General features: G+C 72.9%; 22 protein-coding genes. 13 read left to right on the top strand and 9 right to left on the bottom strand.

Features of this window, described 5'->3' with window-relative positions; genetic code table 11:
• Positions 1-39 precede the first annotated feature (39 nt).
• Both ACFYPH_RS17290 and ACFYPH_RS17295 read left to right on the top strand, forming a co-directional pair.
• The gene (locus ACFYPH_RS17290; RefSeq protein WP_387182775.1) at positions 40-1,281 is read left to right on the top strand and encodes a hypothetical protein; all 1,242 of its coding nucleotides are present in this window, start codon (positions 40-42) and stop codon (positions 1,279-1,281) included.
• A 257-nt stretch (positions 1,282-1,538) separates the two neighbouring features.
• A complete protein-coding gene (locus ACFYPH_RS17295; protein WP_387182778.1) occupies positions 1,539-2,135 on the top strand; it encodes a hypothetical protein in 597 nt (198 codons plus the stop codon).
• Between the two features lie 127 nt (positions 2,136-2,262).
• Here ACFYPH_RS17295 and ACFYPH_RS17300 read toward each other — a convergent pair whose 3' ends face one another.
• The 5 genes from ACFYPH_RS17300 to ACFYPH_RS17320 all read right to left on the bottom strand — a co-directional run bounded on the left by ACFYPH_RS17300 (position 2,263) and on the right by ACFYPH_RS17320 (position 6,618).
• A complete protein-coding gene (locus tag ACFYPH_RS17300) occupies positions 2,263-2,880 on the bottom strand; it encodes a DUF2267 domain-containing protein (RefSeq protein WP_387182781.1) in 618 nt (205 codons plus the stop codon).
• 82 nt (positions 2,881-2,962) lie between these two features.
• On the bottom strand, positions 2,963-3,361 hold the full coding sequence (locus ACFYPH_RS17305; protein ID WP_387182784.1) for an NUDIX domain-containing protein: 399 nt from the start codon (positions 3,359-3,361) through the stop codon (positions 2,963-2,965).
• A 60-nt stretch (positions 3,362-3,421) separates the two neighbouring features.
• The gene (locus ACFYPH_RS17310) at positions 3,422-4,762 is read right to left on the bottom strand and encodes a hypothetical protein (protein WP_355067402.1); all 1,341 of its coding nucleotides are present in this window, start codon (positions 4,760-4,762) and stop codon (positions 3,422-3,424) included.
• On the bottom strand, positions 4,759-5,580 hold the full coding sequence (locus ACFYPH_RS17315) for a sugar phosphate isomerase/epimerase family protein (RefSeq protein WP_354860033.1): 822 nt from the start codon (positions 5,578-5,580) through the stop codon (positions 4,759-4,761). Before ACFYPH_RS17315 ends, ACFYPH_RS17310 begins: the two co-directional genes overlap by 4 nt.
• Positions 5,581-6,618 (bottom strand): zinc-binding alcohol dehydrogenase, encoded by a 1,038-nt coding sequence (locus ACFYPH_RS17320; protein ID WP_355136761.1) that lies wholly within the window; start codon positions 6,616-6,618, stop codon positions 5,581-5,583.
• A 116-nt stretch (positions 6,619-6,734) separates the two neighbouring features.
• Between ACFYPH_RS17320 and ACFYPH_RS17325 the strand changes: the two genes are divergently transcribed.
• From ACFYPH_RS17325 to ACFYPH_RS17340, 4 genes are all read left to right on the top strand, one after another.
• Positions 6,735-8,129 carry an extracellular solute-binding protein gene (locus ACFYPH_RS17325; protein ID WP_363936343.1) on the top strand — a complete coding sequence of 465 codons (1,395 nt, stop codon included), beginning with the start codon at positions 6,735-6,737 and terminating at the stop codon, positions 8,127-8,129.
• Complete coding sequence (locus tag ACFYPH_RS17330; RefSeq protein ID WP_355067410.1) at positions 8,126-9,082, top strand: sugar ABC transporter permease; 957 nt, start codon at positions 8,126-8,128, stop codon at positions 9,080-9,082. Before ACFYPH_RS17325 ends, ACFYPH_RS17330 begins: the two co-directional genes overlap by 4 nt.
• Positions 9,082-9,948 carry a carbohydrate ABC transporter permease gene (locus ACFYPH_RS17335; protein WP_355136754.1) on the top strand — a complete coding sequence of 289 codons (867 nt, stop codon included), beginning with the start codon at positions 9,082-9,084 and terminating at the stop codon, positions 9,946-9,948. The genes ACFYPH_RS17330 and ACFYPH_RS17335 overlap by 1 nt, the downstream gene beginning before the upstream one ends.
• A 127-nt stretch (positions 9,949-10,075) precedes the next feature.
• Positions 10,076-10,681 (top strand): class I SAM-dependent methyltransferase, encoded by a 606-nt coding sequence (locus ACFYPH_RS17340; protein WP_354860046.1) that lies wholly within the window; start codon positions 10,076-10,078, stop codon positions 10,679-10,681.
• A gap of 13 nt (positions 10,682-10,694) precedes the next feature.
• On the opposite strand, the gene eccB is transcribed toward ACFYPH_RS17340, so the two are convergent.
• Positions 10,695-12,068, bottom strand: coding sequence for a type VII secretion protein EccB (gene eccB, locus ACFYPH_RS17345; protein ID WP_387182791.1), 1,374 nt, complete (start codon positions 12,066-12,068; stop codon positions 10,695-10,697).
• Positions 12,069-12,196: 128 nt separating this feature from the next.
• Here eccB and ACFYPH_RS17350 point away from each other — a divergent pair, with 128 nt between their 5' ends.
• The gene (locus ACFYPH_RS17350; RefSeq protein ID WP_354857144.1) at positions 12,197-12,910 is read left to right on the top strand and encodes a spermidine synthase; all 714 of its coding nucleotides are present in this window, start codon (positions 12,197-12,199) and stop codon (positions 12,908-12,910) included.
• A gap of 95 nt (positions 12,911-13,005) precedes the next feature.
• Positions 13,006-13,182 carry a hypothetical protein gene (locus ACFYPH_RS17355; RefSeq protein ID WP_355067416.1) on the top strand — a complete coding sequence of 59 codons (177 nt, stop codon included), beginning with the start codon at positions 13,006-13,008 and terminating at the stop codon, positions 13,180-13,182.
• A gap of 12 nt (positions 13,183-13,194) precedes the next feature.
• Here ACFYPH_RS17355 and ACFYPH_RS17360 read toward each other — a convergent pair whose 3' ends face one another.
• Positions 13,195-14,997 (bottom strand): acyl-CoA dehydrogenase, encoded by a 1,803-nt coding sequence (locus ACFYPH_RS17360; RefSeq protein ID WP_354857149.1) that lies wholly within the window; start codon positions 14,995-14,997, stop codon positions 13,195-13,197.
• A gap of 143 nt (positions 14,998-15,140) precedes the next feature.
• Here ACFYPH_RS17360 and ACFYPH_RS17365 point away from each other — a divergent pair, with 143 nt between their 5' ends.
• From ACFYPH_RS17365 to ACFYPH_RS17385, 5 genes are all read left to right on the top strand, one after another.
• Complete coding sequence (locus tag ACFYPH_RS17365) at positions 15,141-15,443, top strand: hypothetical protein (RefSeq protein ID WP_387182796.1); 303 nt, start codon at positions 15,141-15,143, stop codon at positions 15,441-15,443.
• A 219-nt stretch (positions 15,444-15,662) separates the two neighbouring features.
• A complete protein-coding gene (locus ACFYPH_RS17370; protein WP_363936333.1) occupies positions 15,663-16,700 on the top strand; it encodes an L-dopachrome tautomerase-related protein in 1,038 nt (345 codons plus the stop codon).
• A gap of 50 nt (positions 16,701-16,750) precedes the next feature.
• Positions 16,751-17,356, top strand: a complete 606-nt coding sequence (locus ACFYPH_RS17375; protein ID WP_387182799.1) for a DUF4291 domain-containing protein — start codon at positions 16,751-16,753, stop codon at positions 17,354-17,356.
• A 23-nt stretch (positions 17,357-17,379) separates the two neighbouring features.
• Positions 17,380-17,760, top strand: coding sequence for a VOC family protein (locus ACFYPH_RS17380; protein WP_387182802.1), 381 nt, complete (start codon positions 17,380-17,382; stop codon positions 17,758-17,760).
• 39 nt (positions 17,761-17,799) lie between these two features.
• Positions 17,800-18,495, top strand: coding sequence for an alpha/beta hydrolase (locus ACFYPH_RS17385; protein WP_355067428.1), 696 nt, complete (start codon positions 17,800-17,802; stop codon positions 18,493-18,495).
• Positions 18,496-18,536: 41 nt separating this feature from the next.
• Here the strand turns inward: ACFYPH_RS17385 and ACFYPH_RS17390 are convergent, their stop codons facing one another.
• Both ACFYPH_RS17390 and ACFYPH_RS17395 read right to left on the bottom strand, forming a co-directional pair.
• A complete protein-coding gene (locus ACFYPH_RS17390) occupies positions 18,537-19,793 on the bottom strand; it encodes an MFS transporter (protein WP_387182805.1) in 1,257 nt (418 codons plus the stop codon).
• Positions 19,790-20,386 carry an ArsR/SmtB family transcription factor gene (locus ACFYPH_RS17395; protein ID WP_387182808.1) on the bottom strand — a complete coding sequence of 199 codons (597 nt, stop codon included), beginning with the start codon at positions 20,384-20,386 and terminating at the stop codon, positions 19,790-19,792. The genes ACFYPH_RS17390 and ACFYPH_RS17395 overlap by 4 nt, the downstream gene beginning before the upstream one ends.
• Between the last annotated feature and the right edge of the window lie 48 nt (positions 20,387-20,434).

The raw sequence follows: 20,434 nt of genomic DNA on the forward strand, positions 1-20,434 counted from the left end.
GGAGATGCCGGACCCCGGTACGACGGGCAGAGTGGGGACATGACGACGGACCTGCACGAGCCGCTTTCCGCGTACGCCGAGCGGCTGCACGCCACGATCGGCGACCGGCATCACGTCGCCTCCCCGCTCGGGGCCTGGCTGCTGCTCGCCCTCAGCGCGGCCACGGCTGACACCGACCCGGCGACCGGGCAGCTGGCGGACGCCCTGGGCACGGACCTGGCCCGCGCGGCGGAGGTTGCCCGCGCCCTGCTGGACGCGCCGCATCCGCTGGTCGCCTCCGCCACCGCGCTCTGGCTCCGACCGGGTCGGCTCACCGACGAGCCGGCCGGGTGGCCGGCCGGGTGGCGGGCCGCGCTGCCGGCGGCGACCGAGGTCGGCACGCTGCCCGACCAGGCCGGGTTGGACGCGTGGGCACGCGAGCACACCCACGGCCTGATCGAGACGTTCCCCCTGAAGGTCAGCCCGGACGTCGTCTTCGCCCTGGCCAGCGCGCTGGCCACCCGGATCTCCTGGGCCCAGCCGTTCGAGGTCACCGACGCCCGCGCGCTCGGCCCGGCCAGCGCCTGGGCGCGCGACCTACGGCGAGCGCTGCGCAGCCCGGACCACGGGCACCAGGGGGCCATCGTCACGACCGAGCGGGCCGGCGACGTGATCGTGCACGCCGCCCGGGCCCAGGCGACCGACGGCGCGGGGCTGGTGGTGCTCTCGGTGGCCGCCGCACCGCACGTGCCGCCAACCGATGTGCTCGCCATCGCGTACGACCTCAGTGCCGGCGCGGCCGACGGCGCGCAACCGGCCGGACGGCGCTCGCTGTTCGACCTGCCGCTCGGCGAGACCGCGCTGTGGACGCTGCGGGAGGAGCGGGTCCGGACCCGGGCCCGCGACGGCCGCGAGGAACGACACAGCGCGGTGCTCCCCTGCTGGTCGGCCCGCAGCGAGCACGACCTGACCGCCGAGCCGCTGGGCTTCCCGGCGGCCACGGCGGCGCTGGCCGGGGCACTCGCCCAGCCGGTGCAGGGCTTCGAGGCGCGGCAGGTGGCGATGGCCCGGTATGGCCGGTACGGCTTCGAGGCGGCGGCGGTCACCGGGATGTTCGGCACCGTCAGCCTGCCGCCGGAGGGCGTCGCCCGCACCGCCGAGCTGCGCTTCGGCCACCCGTACGCCGTGGTGGCCGTCGCCACCGACAGCAGGGCCGACGGCGTCACCGGGCGGTGGCACGGGGTGCCGGTCTTCTCGGCGTGGGTCACCGAGCCGGACGACCTACCCGACGCCGACGCCTAGTCGCCCGCCGCGGGCTTTATCGACCCCCACATCAGCGATATCGGGGTATCCCGGTCGTGGGGACACCCCGATATCGGCGAAACCGAGTCGATCACCGGCACGGTCCTAGGCGATGGGCGGTCCCGGGCAGGTGAAGAACACCCGCGCCTCCCAGCCGGGCACCAGGTGGCCGTTCGGCGGCGCTTTCGCCGAACCGTGCGTGCCATGATCGCGTCATGAGGTCACGGCCGGAGCATGTCAGCCCGATACGGACGTTGGTGGTCGATCGGCTGGCCGAGCAGTTGGCACCCGCTGGATGGCGGCAGCACCGCCTGGTGCCCCACGACGAGGTGGCCTTCATCCGCGCACCCTCTACGGAGGTCGTCTTTCATTTGAGCGTGAACCTCGCCGGCGACGGCGGCATCTCGCTCACCCCAGCCCTTGGCGTCGAGCATGCTGGCATTGCTGACCTTCAGCGAAGACTTTTCCGGCGCACCAGCACGGTCTGCCAGGTCGGCGCGACCATGGGCGATCTGCTCCGGGAGGCAGCGACGCCAAACATCACCCCCCTTCGGTGGTGGGTCGCGTCGCCGGAGCGGGCCGAGGAGGCCGTTGCCCAGGTGGTCGCCGATCTAACGACTTACGGTGAGCCCTTCCTCGTCGGCAACCAGACGTTGTCGGCGATGATCGAGACACTCGTCGGCCGACCGAAGTCACAGGTCGAGTACGGCACTCTGGCTGTCTGTTTGGCGGTATCGGGCGACCTGCCCGGTGCTCGCGCAATGCTGACGAACTTCGACACCGAACCCCGGGTTTTCGTGGAAGAGGTGACCAAGAGTTTCATCCGCACCTTCAGGGAGCGGTTCGGCGAATGACAGAGCGCCCGCGACGATCCACTCCGTTTCCTGGAAATCGCGGTATCCGCGGGCCGGGATGCCCCGACTTGCTGGAAGTCGGGTGGATCTTGGCGGCCCAAAGCGCCGACGGGGGCGCGTGCGAGGGTCAGCGGGTGAACGGGTCGGGCCGAACGGGCGGATCGGTCGCGGCGCCGCCATCGTCGTCGCGGGGCAGTCGCGCGACCATCTCCCGGAACTCCCGTACGGTCACCGCCTCCCGCAGGGTCGCGAAGACCGCTCCGGTACCGGCCCGTGCCGTGGCGGGGTCCACCCCGGCGCGCTGGGCCACCCGGCGCAGGAACTCCGCTGGGCCGGCGTCCATTGGTGGCGGCGTCGCGACAGGCCCGCCGACGTCGAGGCCCACACCGGTCTCGAGCCCGTCAACGCCGTCGGTCGGGCCGGTAACCGAACCAGGCCCCAGGACCGAGGGCGAGCCAGCCAGGTCCACTGGCGAGCCAGCCGGGTCCGCAGGCAGACCCGCCACATCCGCAGACGGGCTCGACAGGTCCGCGGGCGGGATCGGCGACGCGCCGTCCAGGTAGTCGTCGACCTCGTCGGGAAGGTGTCCGGTGAGATCATCCGGCGGGCCGCCGGTGACTCGTTCGGCCATCGTCGCAAGCACCGCGCGGGCGAGCGCGGCGGCCTGCTCGGTCGGCAGGCCGGACCGTCGGGACACCGCGTCGATGAAATGCGGAAACCCGTCGCCGCCCGCGCTGTCGGTCACGCCGCGCGCTTACCCCGGGCCGCCGACGCCAAACGGCGCCGTCCGCACCGCAGCGCAGCCGGTCAGCACGCCAGAGCAGCCGTCAGCGCAGCAGGTCCGCCGCCAGCAGGTGATCGAAGATGAGCTGGTCGACCGGGGAGGTGCGGTGCCGGTCGGCGTACCCGAGCCAGGCCATCTCGGCGATCTCACTGGCCGGCCGCAATCGCCCCCGGTATCCGGCCCGGTAGCAGGTCATCCGCACGGTGATCCCGGTCGCGTGCCCGTGCGCCTGCGCGCTGAACGTGCCCAGGTGCACCGCGCTTGGCACGTCGACCTCGACGCTCAGCTCCTCGTCGATCTCCCGGCGCAGGGTCTCCAGGTCGCTCTCCCCCGGCTCGCGCTTGCCGCCGGGCAGGTACCACACATCCTTGCCCTGCGAACGGGTGCTCAGCACCCGTCCGTCCTCGATGAGGATCCAGGCCACCTTGTCGATCTCGCGCACGCGCGCCTCCCGCCCCGCTGAGAGCGGGCACGCTACCACCCGGTGCCGGGCAAGCGAGACTCAGTCGGCAAGCAGGTCGAGCAGCAGCGCGGCGGTCCAGCCGAACGCCGGCGAGCCCAGCCCGGCACCTGTGTCGGGGTGGAAGTACTCATGGCAGCCCGCCCCCGCGACCAGGTCGATCATCGAGCGGCGCAGGCCGGCCGCGAGCTCCGGATGCCCGTGGGTCAGCAGGCCGCGCCGCACCAGCCAGCCGATGTTCAGCCAGCTCGGCCCGCGCCAGTAGCGCAGCGGTTCGAAGTCGGTCGCGGTGCGGTCGTAGGTCGGCAACGGCCGATCCATCCACCGGGCCACCCCGAAGCGCGGCGACCGGGCCTCGACGACCAGCGCGTCGACCTGCCGGGCGGGCAGGCCGGGCAGGATCAGCGGCGCGAGCCCGAGCACGGTGCGCGCGCCGACGAGCCGATCGGTGCGCAGGTCGCGGGGCTGGAACGTGCCGGTGCCCGGGTCGTACAGCCGGCGTACCAACGCCTCGGTGACGCGGTCCGCGCGGACCCGGTGCGGGGCCGGGTCCGCGCCGATCAGCGCGGCGATCTCGGCCAGCGCGTGCTCGGCGGCCCCGAACGCCGCGTTGAACAGCGGGCATTCCACCAGGAACGGATGGCCGTCGGCCAGGTCGCGGTCGGCGTAGCCGTGGTCGCGGTAGGCCGCGACGATCGCCAGGTAGCGCGCGTAGTCCAGGTCCGTGGGGCGGTGCGCGGCGTCGGCGTGCGCGGTGTCGTGCCGACGGTACGCGCGCATGACCGCCGCGTCGGCGTCGACCGCGGCCATCGGCTCGTCCCAGGCGGGGCTGTTGTCCAGACCGGACTCCCACGGGTGTACGACGCACACCAGGCCGTCGCCGGCGACGTCCCGCCGCGTCGCCAGGTACCGCTGCTGGGCGACCAGCGCCGGGTAGAGCCGGCCCAGCGCGGCCAGCCCGGCCGGATCGGGCGATCGCCGGTACGCCAGCAGCGCGGCGAGCGCGTGCACCGGCGGCTGGACCAGGCCGGAGGTGTCCATCGTCGGCGCGCCCTCGACGTCGGACGAGCGCCACAGCTCCGGCCCGGGGAAGTACGCGCCGACGCGCGGCGCCGGGTTGAAGACGATGTGCGGCACCCGCCCGTCGGCCCACTGCGCCCGGAACAGGCTCGTCAGCTCCTGCCAGGCCCGCTCGGGACGCACGTGGGCCAACCCGATCGCGATGAACGCGGAGTCCCAGCTCCACTGGTGCGGGTAGAGCGTGCGCGACGGGACGGTGTGGTCGTGCTCCCAGTTGGCGTCGAGGGTGGCGATGGCGAGCCGCCGCAGCCCGGCCAGATCGGTCGGACCACCGGTGCGGGTGGGGACAGCGCCGGCGGTCATGCGGCGGCCTGCCGGGGCAGCGCGTGCCGCAGCACCGCGGCGGCCTGTTGCAGGGCCCGGACCGGGTCGCCGCGCAGCCGGCACTCCAGGGCCAGCCAGCCGCGGTAGTCCAGCTCCAGCAGGGTCCGCACGAGCGCCGGCCAGTCCAGGTGCCCGGTGCCCGGCTGGTACCGGTTGGAGTCGCTGACCTGCACATGCCCGAGGTACGGCGCGGCGGCGCGCAGCGCCCGGTGCACGTCGTCCTCCTCGATGTTCATGTGAAAGGTGTCGGCGACCACCCGCACCGAGGGCAGCCCGAGCGCGGCGCAGAGGGCGACCGCCTCGTCGAGCCGGTTGACCATGTGGTCCTCGTACCGGTTGAGGGGTTCGAGGAAGAGGGTGACCCCCTCGGCGCGGGCGTGTTCGCCCAGCTCGCCGAGGGCGTCGAGGAGCACCTGGCGGTCGCCGGCCGGCGGGCGTGGCGGCTCGAACGGCGGCAGCCGCCGGGAGAACATGCCCCACGCGGCCGGGGTCATCGCCCCGACGCCGCCCAGCTCGGCGATGACCGAGAGCTGGGAGCGCAGGTTGCGCACGGCGTCGGCGGACCGGGCGGGGTCGAAGTCGCCGATGAAGTGGTCCATCTCGACGCAGACGGTGGGCATCACCACCCCGGCGGCGCGGGCCCGGCGCAGCTCGGGCAGTCGGTCGGCGAACGCGAGGTCACCGCGTCCGCGCAGCTCGATGCCCTGGTAGCCGAGCGCGGTGGCGAGGGCGTACTTCTGGATCAGGTTGGTGCCCGGCAGGAGCTGTTCCTGGCAGGCCAGCGCGATGGTGGTCATCTAGAACCTCAACACCACTTGGAGGACGTCACCGGCGCCGCGGTCGAGCAGCGCGAGGGCGTCGGCGACCGCGCTGGCGTCGACGATGTGGCTGACCAGCGGCAACGGGTCGACGCTGCGCTCAGCCACCAGGTCCATGAAGGTCTGCGCGACCCGGTCTCCGGTCCACCGGCCGGCCATGCCCGGCGCGGGGGTGGGCCCGGAGACCTGGGCGGCCACCAACTGGATGCGGTTGTGGTGGAACTCCTCGCCGAGGCCGAGCGCGTCGGCCTGGCCCTGGTAGAAGCCGGCGGCCACGACCCGGCCGGCGTGTGCGGTGGAGCGGATCGCCTCGTGCAGCGCCGGGTACGCCCCGGACAGCTCCAGGCAGACGTCCGCGCCCCGGCCGTCGGTGGCCGCGCGCAGCACGGCGGCGGCAGACTGGGTTGCGACATCCACGGTGGACCGCGCGCCGTAGCGGGTGGCGTACGCAAGCCGGCCGGGCACCTGGTCGACGGCGACCACCCGGGCGCCGGAGAGCACGGCGAGCCGGGTGGCGAGCAGCCCGATGACGCCCTGCCCGAAGACGCCGACCCAGTCGCCCAGGTGCAGGTCGCCGGCGAGCACGGCGGTGAGCGCGATCGCGCCCGGCCGGGCGAAGACCGCCGCGAGCGGGTCCAGGTCGGCGGGGAGCGGCCGGACCGCGTCGGCGGCGAGCACCGCCTCGGCCCGGTGCCCCCAGATGCCCCACACGAGCTGCCCCGGGTGCCGGTCGACGACGCCCGGCGCCACCTCGACGACCTCGCCGACCTCCTCGTAGCCGAAGCCGATCAGCGGGTACGGCACGGGGGTCTGGCGGGGGACGAACATGCGGGCGGCGTCGTCCCAGTCCTTGCTGAGCCGGGGATTGCTGCCCCGGTAGAGGGTCAGCTCGGTGCCGGCGGAGATGCCCGAGTAGCAGGTGCGGACCCGGACCTGGCCCGGGCCGAGCGGATCCGGCGGGCAGGGCTCGAGGCTGATCCGTCGAGGCCCGGCGAGAGAGACCACCCAGTTGCCCATGTGTCACATCCCGGTAGCACTGGGCTCCAGGATAGACACAAAATCGCAATATGTCTTGTTATTGATCAATCGAAGGTGTTGAATCCGGCATGTACCCTTCGAGAGGAGTGCCACCGATGTCAGCACCTCCGAGGCGGATACTCGCCACCACCCTGATCATGGCACTGACCGCGTCCACCCTGCTGGCCTGCGGAGATGACGGATCAGACAGCAACAGCAAAAAGATCACTGTTTGGAGCCTGGAGGACGTCGCCGACCGCGTCACCGCCACCAAGGCGATCATCGCGGACTTCACCGCCAAGACCGGGATTCAGGTCGACCTCGTGACCGTCAACGAGGACCAGTTTCCTTCCCTGATCGCCGCCAACGCCGCCGCCGGCGACCTGCCCGACGTGGTCGGCTCGGTCTCCCTGGCCGGCATCCGGACGCTCGCCGGCAACGAGCTGCTGCACGCCTCGGCCAACGCGGAGGTCGTCGACAAGCTGGGCCGACAGACGTTCTCTCCGCGAGCGTTGGAGCTGACCTCCGACGACGGCAAGCAGCTCTCCGTGCCCAGCGACGGGTGGGGGCAACTGCTCGTCTACCGCAAGGACCTGTTCGCCGCCGCCGGCCTGCCCGCCCCCGACACGTACGAACGGATCACCACCGCCGCGGCGAAGCTGAACACCGGCGGCGTCGCCGGCATCACCGCGGCGACCTCGCCCAGCGACGTGTTCACCCAGCAGACCTTCGAGCACCTGGCACTGGCCAACGGCTGCCAGCTCACCGACGACTCGGGCGCGGTGACGCTCGATTCGCCGCAGTGCGTCGAGGCGTTCCGCTTCTACGGCGACCTCATCCGCACCAGCTCGGTGAAGGGCGCGCAGGACGTGGACACCACGCGGGCCACCTACTTCGCGGGCAAGGCGGCCATGGTGATCTGGTCGCCGTTCATCCTCGACGAGCTGGCCGGGCTCCGCAACGACGCCAAGCCGACCTGCCCGCAGTGCCAGGCCGACCCGACGTTCCTGGCCAAGAACAGCGGGTTCGTCACCGCGATCAAGGGCCCCAACGGCACCGAACCCGCGCAGTACGGCGAGATTAGCTCGTGGGCCGTGCTCGACGGCGCGGCGGCCGACCCGGCGAAGTCCTTCGTGGAGTACATGCTCGGTGACGGCTACCCGCGCTGGTTCGGCATGTCCCCCGAGGGTCGATTCCCGGTGCGCAAGGGCACCCCGGCCGAGCCGGAGGCGTTCCTCACCGCCTGGAACACCAGCCAGGCAGGCGTGGACGCCAAGTTGCCCCTCGCCGACGTGTACGGCGACGAGGTGCTGGCCACCCTGCGCAGCAGCCCGGACACCTTCGGGCGGTGGGGGCTCAGCCAGGGGCAGGGCAAGCTGGTCGGCGCCATGCTCGGCGAGCTGCCGGTGCCCAAGGTGCTCGGCGACCTCACCTCCGGCAAGACCGACGCGGCGGCCGCCGCCGGCCGGGCCAGGAAGGACGTCGAGGCGATCAAGGCGGGCGTCAATTGACCACCGCCGCCCCCGACACCGGCCGCTCCCCCACCAGGGAGCGGCCGGAGCCGCCCCGCCGCCGACCATTGACGCTGCGCCGCCGCGAGTCCCGTGCCGGGCTGGCGCTTGTCGCGCCGACCCTGCTCGTCACCATCGCGGTCATCGGCATTCCGATCATCTGGACCGTGGTGCTCGCCTTCCAGCGGGTCCGGCTCGCCACCCTGCGCAAGACCGGGCTGTTCGGCGAGTTCACCATGGACAACATCGACCGGGTGCTGCACACCCCCGGCTTCGCCGACACGCTGTGGGTCACGCTGCTCTACAGCATCGGCGGCACCGTGGGGTCGATCGCACTCGGTCTGGTCGCCGCGCTGGTGGTGCGCCGGCCGTTCCGGGGCCGCACGCTGGTGCGGGCCTCCATGCTGCTGCCGTACGTGGCGCCGGTGGTCGCGGTCACCTTCGTCTGGCAGGTGATGCTCGACCCGCAGCTCGGCATCGTCAACCACTGGGGTCAGCGCCTGCTGGGCTGGGACGCGCCCGTGCCGTTCCTCACCCAGGAGTCGACCGCGCTGGCCACGGTCATCGTGTTCGAGGCGTGGCGTTACTTCCCGTTCGCGTTCCTGTTCCTGCTGGCCCGGCTCCAGGCGGTGCCCGGTGAGCTGGAGGAGGCCGCCCGCGTCGACGGGGCCACGCCCACCCAGCGGTTCCGGCACATCCTGCTGCCGCAGCTGCTGCCGGTGATCGCCCTGCTGGGGGTGCTGCGCTTCATCATGACGTTCAACAAGTTCGACGACGTCTACCTGCTCACCGGCGGGGCCGCCGGCACCGAGGTGGTCAGCGTCCGGGTGTACGAGTTCCTCACCGCCCGTACCGACATCGGCGCGGCTGCCGCGCAGGCGGTCGTTTTGGCCGTGGTGCTCATCGTGTTCGTGCTGATCTATCTGCGCTTCTTCGGACGGAGGGTCGGCTGATGGACCGGGACATGGTCGAGACGGTGAGCCTGCGCTGGCTGCGCCGCCTGGTGATCGCCGCGTTCCTGGTCGTCACCGTCTTTCCCTTCTACTACATGCTCGTGCTCTCGGTGCGCCCCATCGAGCGGCTGCTACTCGACCCGGGCTCGCTGGTCGTCGGCTTCGGCGAGTTGACCGTCGCCACGTACGCCGAGGTGCTCAAGGCCACCGACGACGGCGGCCAGGGATTCCTCACCTTCATCCGCAACAGCGGCCTCGTCGCCGTCGCGGCGACAGTGCTCACGCTGCTCGTCGCGATCCCCGGCGCGTACGCGGTGGCCCGGCTGCGGTTCTTCGGCCGGCGGCAGGTCGACTTCCTGTTCCTGGCCGTCTACCTGTTCCCGTCGATCGTCATCGCGATCCCGCTGTTCGTGGTCTTCAGCCTCGCCGGGCTGCGCGGCTCGCTGTTCGGCCTGGTGCTGGTCTACATCTCGCAGACCCTGCCGGTGTCGGTCTACATGCTGAAGAACTACTTCGAGACCATCCCGGTCAGTCTGGAGGAGTCGGCGGCCATCGACGGCGCCGGCCGACTCGGCATCATCCGCCGGGTCAGCCTGCCCCTCGCCGCGCCATCGATCATGGCGGTCGCGCTCTACGACTTCATGATCGCTTGGAACGAGTTCCTCTTCGCCCTGCTGTTCCTGGTCGACAAGCCGGACCGGTGGACGGTGTCGCTGGGGTTGTCACTGCTCGCCGACGGCGTGGAGGTGCCCAAGACGGTGCTGATGGCCGGGTCGGTCGTCCTCACCCTGCCCATCGTGATCCTCTTCTTCGCCAGCGAGCGGCTGCTCACCGAGGGCCTGACCAGCGGCGCGGAGAAGGGCTGACCGGTTCCCTGATCGGTGGCAGCCCAGCGGCCCGACACGCCGACCCCGTCGCCGCTGAGCTGCCACCGATCGGTACGCCTACCGGACCGACCCGTCGCGCCCCGACCGGCCCGGTTACGGTGGCCGTATGGCCAACCCGACCCGCTGGGCGACCGACACCGGTCCGGAGCACTCGCAGTGGTACATCGACCGGTTCCGCAAGCTCGCCGCCGAGGGAGCGGACCTGGCCGGCGAGGCCCGGCTGGTCGACGCGCTCGTCGCGCCCGGCTCGCGGATCCTCGACGCCGGCAGCGGCACCGGCCGGGTCGGCGCCGCGCTGGCCCAGCGTGGGCACACCGTGGTCGGGGTCGACGCCGACCCAGCGCTGGTGGAGGCCGCCCGCGCCGACCACCCCGGCCCCCGCTGGCTGGTCGCCGACCTGGCCGAACTGGACCTGCCGGCGCTCGGGGAGGCGGAGCCGTTCGACGCGGCGGTCCTGGCCGGCAACGTCCTCGCCTTCGTCGCCGCCGGCACCGAGCCGGAGGTGCTGCGCCGACTCGCCGGGCACCTGCGCCCCGACGGCGTGCTGGCGGTGGGCTTCGGCACCGAACGCGGCTACCCGCTGACCGCGTTCGACGCCGACGCGGTCGCCGCCGGGCTGCGCCTGGAGCACCGCTTCGCCACCTGGGATCTGCGGCCATGGCGCGACGACGCGCCGTTCGCGGTCAGCATCCTGCGCCGCCCGGCCGCCTGACGCCCGACCGGCGTCAGGAGGGGGCGGCGACGGCCCGGGCCGCGGCCGGGTCCAGGGTGGCGCCGGCCGGCACGAGGCTGACCAGGCCGGCGGGCAGCCGCACCGGTCGCACGTCGCGGTAGCCGAGCATCGCCAGCACCTCCCGGTCGGCCAGCACGTACCGCCGGCCCAGGTCGGTGACCACGGACACCGCGCCTCCGGACGCGCCGGGCGCCGCGGCGGCCTCGACCACCGCGCCGCCACCCGGCTGCACCACCACGTGGTCGGCCAGCGCCGCGCCGCCGCTCGACGCGGTCCGTGGGACGGCCGCCAGGTCCGGCAGCCGTACGCCCCGCAGCACCTCGCCGGTGCCGCCGTCGTCCCCGACCCGGGCGCAGATCGCCGCGTCGTCGGAGCTGGCGAGCGGGGGCGGCACGGGCGGCGGCGCGGTCGGGCCGCTCGGGGCGAGGTCGGGCAGCGTGGGCAGCGCGGCGAACCGGCCCAGCGTCATCGGTTCCGACTCCCCCTGCCCGGTGCGGGCCAGCAGCAGCCCGGCCTGCAACTCGGTGATCCCGGCCAGCCCGTCGTCGAGCGCCACCGCGTACTGCCGGCCGCCGCCGGAGTTGCGCACCAGGTAGACCTGACCGATCGTGGCGCCCGGCACGCGGGTGGCGGGTCGACCCTCGCCGGGCAGCGCCAGCGGGGCCAGATCGACGCCTGCGGGAAGCGCGTTGAGCAGGGCCGGCGCGACCGGCACCGCCCGCGTCCGGGTGGTCGCCAGCGCGGCCAGCACCCGGTTGGGATCGCGGACCAGGTACCGGCGCTGGTGCCACACGAGGTGCAGGCCGCCGTCCGGGTGGCGCAGCAGCAGCGCGTCGTCGCCCAGCGGCCGACCGCCGTCGGGATCGGTGCCGATCAGCAGCGCGGAGCGGGGGTCCTCGCCGCCGGCCGTCGAGCAGACCGTCCAGGCCGACGTCGCCAGCCGGCCCGGAGCGGGCAGCGAGTCCGGCGCGTCGGCGATGCCCAGGGGCAGGCCGCGCGGCACGTCGTCGATCGAGCGTCGGGAGACCAGCACGGTCTTCGACCGGTCCGCGCCGACGATCAGCAACGCCGACGCGTAGTTGAGCACCGGGTGCAGCTTCTGCTCCCGGTAGACGAACCGGGCGCCGGACTCCTTCTCCACGATCACCGCGCCGGGGTCGCGCCACCCCTTGCCACCGCCGGCGAACAGGCCGTAGAGCGCCGAACCCCCGAGCCCGATCGCCGCGACGAGGACGCTGGCCAGGCCCGCGCCCGCCAGCCGCCGAAACGGTGACTGGGCGGGGTCGGTCTCCCGCATCACCAGTGCGGCGACCGCCCGCTGGACGCTGAACTGGTAGGAGTGCAGCTGATCCTGCCGCGACGGCATGAGGTCCCTTCCGCTGGTTCGACCGGGCCACAGGATATGCGCTGCGTCGATGTCCCGTGGACCCTGCGTGGCGGGCCCGGCCCCGACCGGTACCATCCGGGGACGAATCCGGCGGCGAGAGGGCACCCGTGGGCGCGCGTTTCGAGGAGCTGGCCTGGCGGGAGACCCCGATCGGCGCGATCAGCCTGCGGCGGCGCCGCGATCCGGCGCTGCAGGTCGAGGTGTACGAGGTCAAGCTCGACGACGAGTACCTGATGTCCAGCCTCTTCCCCGTCGCCGAGATCGAGCTGGCCCGGCTGGGCCTGGCCGAACTGACCGGCGACGCCCTCGACGTGGTGGTCGGCGGCCTCGGGCTGGGCTACACCGCGTGCACCGCGCTGGCCGACCCACGGGTGCGAACACTCCTCGTGGTGGAGGCCATCGAGGACGTCATCGACTGGCACCGGCGGGGACTGCTGCCGTTCGCGGCCGGGCTCGCCGAGGACCCCCGGACCCGGTTCGCGCGAGCCGACTTCTTCGCCGCCGTGGCCGGTGACGACGGGTTCGACGCCGAGACGCCCGGACGTCGGTACGACGCCGTCCTGCTCGACGTCGACCACTCGCCGCGCAACGTCCTGCACCCGAGCCACGCCCCCTTCTACGCGCCGGACGGGCTACGCCGACTCGCCGCGCTGCTACGACCGGAGGGCGTCTTCGCGCTGTGGTCGGACGACCCGCCGGACGACGAGTTCGTCGCGGCGCTCACGGAGGTGTTCGCGACCGCGCGGGCTCATGTCGTGCCGTTCGCCAACCCGCTGACCGGCGGCCAGTCCGCCAACACGGTCTACGTCGCCCGCCGCTGACTCCGCCTGGGGATGGCGTTTGAGGTTGGCGGAATCGGGGACGTGGAGCCCGGGTCGCCGCATCTCGCGCCGCGGCCGGGTTACGGGAGGTCGCGATGCGTGCCCTGCTCTGGGTCGTCGGTGTGGTCGCCGGCGTGCTGATTCTGCTCGGGCTGATCCTCGAGGCGGTCCGCTGGCTGATCATCATCGGTCTGATCGCGCTGGTGATCGTGATCATCCTGGGCGTGGTCAAGGGACGGCAGGCCATGCACCACCAGACCCGCCGACGGTGACGCCGGGGCCGTTCAGAACCAGTCGGCGCGCATGTCGAGCGTGGTCCGGTCGAGGCTGTCCAGCAGGTCGAACTGCGGGCCCGTCCGGGGCAGCTCGGCCGTGAAGAAGTAGCGGGCGGCCTGCCGCTTACCGGCGTGGAAGGCGTCGCCACCCTCCTGGGGCGGCAGCGCCAGCACCTGCTCCAGCCACATCCACGCGATCACCACGTGCCCGACCGCCTCCAGGTAGACGCTGGCGTTGGCCAGGGCGAGCACCGGATCACCGCCGGACCAGAGCCGGCGGGTGACCGCGACGACCCGATCCACCGCGCCGGCCAGCCGGTCGGCCAGCTCGGCCGCCTCGCCCCCGGCCCGGCGGCCCCGGCTGACGGTGTCGCCCATCCTCTCGGCCAGCAGGAGCAGGCCCGCGCCGTCGCGCATGGTCATCTTGCGCCCCAGCAGGTCCAGCGCCTGGATGCCGTGGGTGCCCTCGTGGATCGGGTTGAGCCGGTTGTCCCGGTAGTGCTGCTCCACGTCGTGGTCGCGGGTGTAGCCGGCGCCGCCGAGCACCTGGATCGCCAGGTCGTTGGCGACCAGGCACCACTGCGACGGCCAACTCTTGGTGATCGGGGTGAGCACGTCCAGCAGCAGGTGCGCCCGCTCGCGGTCGGTCTGCTCCGGGGCGGTCTGCTCCTCGTCAAGCAGCCGGGCGCAGTAGAGCACCAGGGCCAGGGCACCCTCCACGTAGCTCTTCTGCGCCAGCAGCATCCGCCGTACGTCCGGGTGGTCGATGATCGGCACCTGCGGCGCCGCCGGGTCCTTCGCGTCGACCGGCCGGCCCTGCGGCCGCTCGCGGGCGTACGCCAGGCTCTTGAGATAGCCGGTGTAGCCCAGCGCCATGGCACCGGCGCCGACACCGATCCGGGCCCCGTTCATCATGTGGAACATCTGGGCGAGCCCCTGGTGCGGCACGCCGACCAGATGGCCGACGGCGCCGGAGCGACCGGCCGGGGTGTGGCCGCCGTCGCCGAAGCTGAGCAGGGTGTTGGTGGTCCCCCGGAAGCCCATCTTGTGGTTGAGCCCGGCGAGCACCACGTCGTTGCGGTCGCCGAGCGATCCGTCCGGCTCGACGAGCACCTTGGGCACGATGAACAGCGAGATGCCCTTCACCCCGGGCGGCCCGCCGGGAATCCGCGCCAGCACCAGGTGGACGATGTTCTCGGCCAGCTCGTGATCACCGCCGGAGATCCACATCTTGGTGCCGAAGAGCCGGTACGTCCCGTCCGGCTGGGGCTCGGCCCGGGTGGTGATGTCGGCCAGCGAGCTGCCCGCGTGCGGCTCGGACAGGCACATGGTGCCGAAGAACCGGCCCTCCAGCATGGGTCGGACGTACGTGTCGACCTGCTCGGCGCTGCCGTGCGCCAACAACAGCTTCGCGTTGCCCAGGGTCAGCATCGGGTACGCCGAGGTGGCCACGTTGGCCGCCTGGAACCAGGCGAAGCAGGCGGCGGCGACGGCCTGCGGCAGTTGCAGGCCACCGACCGAGGCGTCCAGCCCGGCCGTGAGCAGACCCGTCTCGGCGAAGCTGTCCAACGCCGCGCGCACCTGCGGGATCAGCCGCACCCGCTGCCCGTCGAACGTCGGTTCGGCAAGGTCGGCGGCCCGGTTGTGCGAGGCGAACTGCTCGGTGGCCACCCGCTCGGCGAGGTCCAGCGCGTCGTCGAAGGTCTCCCGGGAGTGCTCGGCGTAGCGAGAGCGCTCGGCGAGTTGCGACACCCGCAACCAGTCGTGCAGCAGGAAGTCCAGGTCACGGCGGGAGAGCAGGGTGGACGGCACGGAACTCCTCGGCGGGGCTCGGGTGTGTCGGTTCGGGGGCGGCGGCCCGGCGTCGCCCCGACCCATCCTGACCGATCCGCCGGGAGCACACCACCGCCCGCCGGCGGGCGTCAATGTCGTACCCGCCGAATAGGGTCCTGCCCGTGACCGCACCCGGAGACGTCGACCCCGAGGTTCTCGACCGGCTGCGCCCGATCTGCCGCGGATTGCCGGAGACCTACGAGGAGCCGGCCTGGGTGGGCACCCGTTGGCGGATCCGCCGGCGCACCTTCGCCCACGTGCTCACCGTCGACCCCGACCGTCAGGCGGTGCACGCGCGCGCCGCCGCGCTCGACCGGCCAGCCTGCCTGTTGGTCTTCCGATCGCCGCTCGACGAGATCGCCGGTCTGCTGAGCGTCGGGCACCCCTCTACAAGCCGGACTGGAGCCCGAACGTGCTGGGCATGATCCTGGACGAGGACACGGACTGGAACGAGGTCGGCGAGCTGCTCACCGAGAGCTACTGCGTGCAGGCGCCCAAACGGCTCGCCGCACTGGTCGACCGGCCCGGCTGAGCGCACCCGGCGAGGCCGGCGTTTCGCCCGGGTCGGCTCGGGGATACCGCGCCAACGGTGGCGGATCACCGACGGGAATCGGCGACGCCGCCCGTCGAGCGAGGAGCGGCCCATGTCCAGGCTTGGGACCGAGGAGGATCCTCGGTTGACACCCGTGCTCGTCGAGGATCGGGTGTGCACGGGTGTGACCACCCTGCGGGGGCGGGTCTTCCTGAGCTACCCGTCGGCGGACGGGCCGGGGGTGCAGGTGGCGGAGGCGCTGCCGGACGGCGGTCGCAACCCGTACCCGGACGCCGCGTGGAACGAGCCGGACCAACCGCCGGACGGAGCGTTCGTGCACGTCAACGGGTTGCGGGCCGGCCCGGACGGCCGACTGTGGATCATCGATTCGGGGTCGCCGCAGCTTGGCGGGGAGCAGGTGCCCGGCGGCGCGCGGCTGATCGCCGTCGACGTCGACGCTGACCGGGTGGACCGGGTCTACCACCTCGACGACGCGGTGCGTCCGCGCAGCTACGTCGACGACGTCCGGTTTCACGGCGGCACCGCGTACCTCACCGACGCCGGCACGCCCGGCCTCATCGTGCTGGACCTCGACTCGGGCCGGTGCCGACGGGTGTTGGACGGGCACCCGAGCACCGTGGGCGGGCCGGTGGTCGCCGACGGCCGGGCGCTGCGGGATCCCGGCGGCGCCGAGGTGTGCCTGAACGCCGACCAGCTGGAGGTGTCGCCGGACGGTCGGTGGCTGTACTACCAGCCGGCCTCGGGTGGGATGTCCCGGATCGGCACCCGCTGGCTGGACGACCCGACGCTGTCCGCCGAGGAGCTGGCCCGGCGGGTCGAGCCCTGGTGGGACACGCCCAGCACCGGTGGCACGGCCATCGACGCGCTCGGCACCATCTACGTCAGCGATGTGGAGCGACGTCGCGTGCTCGCTGTGGGGCCGGACCGCAGCGTCCGTACGCTCGTCGCCGACCCGCGCCTGGCCTGGGTGGACGCGATGTGGCTCGACGCCGAGGGTCACCTCTGGCTGCCGGCGGCCCAGCTGCACCTGACCGCCGGGCTCAACGGCGGCCACTCGGCCGTCGACTATCCGGTCCGGATCTACCGGATGCCGGTCGACGCCGGTCCGCCCCCGCGCGACCACGCCTGAGGGCGGTATTGCTGTGGAGCGGTCGAGGCCCGATCGGTGAGAATCGGGGCGTGTCCGTTCCCGCCCGTCAGATCCGCGCTCGCCATTCGGCCGACACGATCACCGTGTACCAGGCGTACCCCCCGGAGGTCGCGCTGCCGGCCGTGGCCGCCGGCCGCTTCGTGGCCCCCTTCAAGCGGGACCGCATGACCTGGATCAAGCCGTCGTTCCGGTGGATGATGTACCGCTGCGGCTGGGCCACCAAGCCCGGCCAGGAGCGCGTGCTGTCGATCGACATCGCGCGGGAGGGCTTCGAGTGGGCGCTGGCGCACGCCTGTCTGAGCCACTACGACCGGGACGTGCACGGTGACCGGGCGACCTGGTCGCGGCAGCTGAAGAGCAGCCCGGTACGGGTGCAGTGGGACCCGGAACGGACGGTGCGGATGGCCGCGCTGCCCCATCGGTCGCTGCAGGTCGGGTTGTCCGGTACGGCGGTCGCCCGGTACGTCGACGACTGGATCGTGGCCGTCACGGACATCACCCCAACCGTCCACCGTGTACGGGAGCTGGTGCGGGCAGGCGATGAGCGAGCGGCGACGGACCACCTGCCGGTCGAGAGTCCCTACCCGCTACCGGCTCAGATCGCCGCTCGCCTCGGCGCGACGGGCGGTGGGTGAGAGTCCTCGATATCCTGCCTCGCATGCATCGAAGCCGTGTGTACGCGTTGCTGATCGACGCGCCCGAGGCGGAGGCCGCGCGGGCGGCGGAGTTCTGGTCGGCGGCACTCGGCGTCGGCACCCGGACCCATCCGGCCGAGCCGCAGTTCGTCGGTCTGCACGAGGCGTTGCCGGGCCTGGTCACCGCCGTCCAGGCCGTCGACGACGCGCCGCGCTACCACCTCGACATCGAGACCGACGACGTGGCGGCCGAGACCGCTCGGCTGGTCGGCCTGGGCGCCACCGAGGTGTCGCAGTGGTTGGAGTGTCGGATTCTGCGGGCGCCCGGCGGGCACCTGCTCTGTGTGCTGCCGGTCGAGAGCCCACCTGAGGTGTTCGACGCCCAGTCCCGGACCTGGTCGTGACGCGCCGGGCTGTCAGAGGTCGGCGCTAGGGTTCCGGACATGGCGAATGTGATGTTGGTGGCCGGCGCGTGGCTGGGGTCGTGGGCGTGGGACGAGGTGGTGCCGGGGCTGCGGGCCGCCGGCCACCAGACCTGTCCCCTGACCCTCTCCGGCCTCGCCGAGAGGCCTGGCGTGCCCGCCGGGCAGCAGACCCATGTGCAGGACATCGTCGGCGAGATCGAGCGGCGCGACCTGCGCGACGTGGTGCTGGTCGGGCACAGCTACGCGGGCATCCCGGTGGGTCAGGCCGCCGCGCGGATCGGCGACCGGTTGACCCGGGTGGTCTACGTCGACGCGGAGGTGCCGGTCGACGGCGGGTCGTTCGCGTCCGGCTGGTGGCAGGGTCAGGCGGCGTTCGAGTCGGTGCTCGCCGACAACGGCGGCGACTGGCCGCCGCCCGACGCGGCCGAGTTCGACGGCCAGGGGCTCACCGACGAGCAGATCGCGCGGCTGCTCAAGGGCGCCACCCCGCACCCGGGCGCCACGCTGACCGAACCGGCCGTGCTGGCCCGTCCGCTGGGCGAGCTGCCGACGACGTACGTCAAGTGTCTGCTCGACGGACCGGAGCCCAACGACACCGTGTCCGCGCTGCTGACCAGCGAGCACTGGCGGCTGGTCACGATGGCCACCGGCCACTGGCCGATGTTCTCCCAACCCGCCGAGCTGGCCCGGTTGCTGGTGGCCGAGATCGGCTGACCGCGCGGGCGACGACGGTCTCGGCGGGCCGGCCCGGCAGGTCAGGTCGCGGGGTCGTCGAGGGTCCTGATGTGGCGTACCGGGGACGCGAGCAGCCACAGGACGGCGAGCACGCCGCCCACTCCGGCGACGACCAGGGCCGGCCGCAGCCCGAGGGTGGTGCCCAGCGCGCCGCCGACCAGCGCGCCGAGCGGCCGGATGCCGTAGTTGACGGCGCTGTACGCGCCGGCCCGGCGACCGCGCGCGTCGTCGGGTGTGACGGCGGTGAGCAGGGCGTTGAGGTTGACGTCCATCAGCATCACGCCGACGCTGGAGACCATCTCGATGGCCGCCAGCATGGCCACCTTCGCCCAGGTCGGGCCGGCGATCAGCGCCGTCAACGCCAGCGGCGCGGGAAAGACCACAACACCGATCATCGCGGTACGGCCCAACCCGATGGCCCGCGACAGGCGAGGCGCCAGGGCCGCGCCGGCCAGTCCGCCGAGCGCGCCGATGCCGAACGCGACGCCGATGGCGCCGGCCGACAGGCCGAGTTCACGGTTGGCGTAGAGCACCAGCAGCGCCGCGGCGATGAAGGTGAAGAAGTTGACGGTGGTGGTGCAGCCGAGCGCGGCGCGCAGCACCGGGTGGCGCAGCACCAGCACCAGGCCCTCGCGGACCAGGCCGAGGGTGGACGTCCGCCGTGGCGGCGGAGGCGACTCGGTGACCGGGATGCGCCGCAGCAGCAGCGCGGAGGCCAGGAAGGACACCGCGTCGACGAGGACCGCCACCGGCGCGCTGAGCGCCTGGACGAGCCCACCGCCGACGGCCGGGCCGGCGATGAACGAGAGGGACCGGCTCACGCTGAGTTTGCTGTTCGCGTCCACGTACGCCGACCGCGGCACCAGGGCGACGAAGAACGCCTGCTGTCCCAGGGTGAACAGCACCGCCCCGGCGCCGCTGAGCAGCGCCACCAGGTAGAGCTGGGTGAGGGTGATCGCGCCGAACAGGTAGGCCACGGGCAGGCTGAGCAGCACGGCCGCGCGGGCGAGGTCCGCGATGATCAGGAGTCGACGCTTGTGGGTGCGCTGGTCCACCCACGCGCCGAGGAACAGGCCCAGCAGGTTGGGCAGCCAGATCAGCGCGGTGAGGACGCTGACCTGCACGGGCGTCGCGGCGAGCAGGGAGACGGCGATCAGCGGCAGGGCCAGTTCGCTGATCCGGTCGCCGAACGCCGAGATCGTCTCACCCATCCAGAAGGTGCGGAACCGCCGGTCGCGGCCCAGCGCCGGTGCGGGCGGGGCGTCGACGGCCGTCATGACGCGGGCGAATCGTCGCTGGATCCGGGCAGCAGGTAGCGCAGCATCCGGACGAGCTGGGCGCCGTCCGGCGTCGTCTCGTCGTCCTTGCGCCGCACGTACGGGGCGAGCAGCTCCTCGATCGCCTCTTCCAGGTGTCGCAGCTCGTCCGGTGTGGCGACGAAGCGGGTGTCGGCCACCCCGGCCAGCCCGCGCCATTCGGTGTTCAGCCGAGGCTCGTCGTGCAGCAGCCACTGCTGGGGTGCCTCGGCATAGCGGGCGAACATCTCGCCGCGCAACTGCCGGGCCGCGGCCTGCCCCTCGGCGTCGTCGGGCAGCGAGAAGCGGAACCCCCGGGCGGCTGCCTGCCACCAGCGTTCCCGCTTGCTGGTGGCGCCGTCCCAATCGGTGACCAGGCCGAACGTCGCGAGGTGGCGCAGGTGCCAGCTGACCACCGACGGCGTGGCGCCGACGTGCGGCGACAGTCCGGTGGCCGTGGCCGGGCCGTGTTGCTGGAGCCGGTCGAGGATGGCCAACCGGACAGGATGCGCCAGCGCCCGCAGCGCCTGCGGCTCGGTGATCTCGAAATCCCCGTACGGATTCTTGAGAGACATGTTTCGAAAGTAGCCTCTCAGATCCTGCGGAGCAACCCCCGGGAACGC

The sequence above is a fragment of the Micromonospora sp. NPDC005252 genome, from assembly GCF_042872475.1.
GTDB lineage: Bacteria > Actinomycetota > Actinomycetes > Mycobacteriales > Micromonosporaceae > Micromonospora.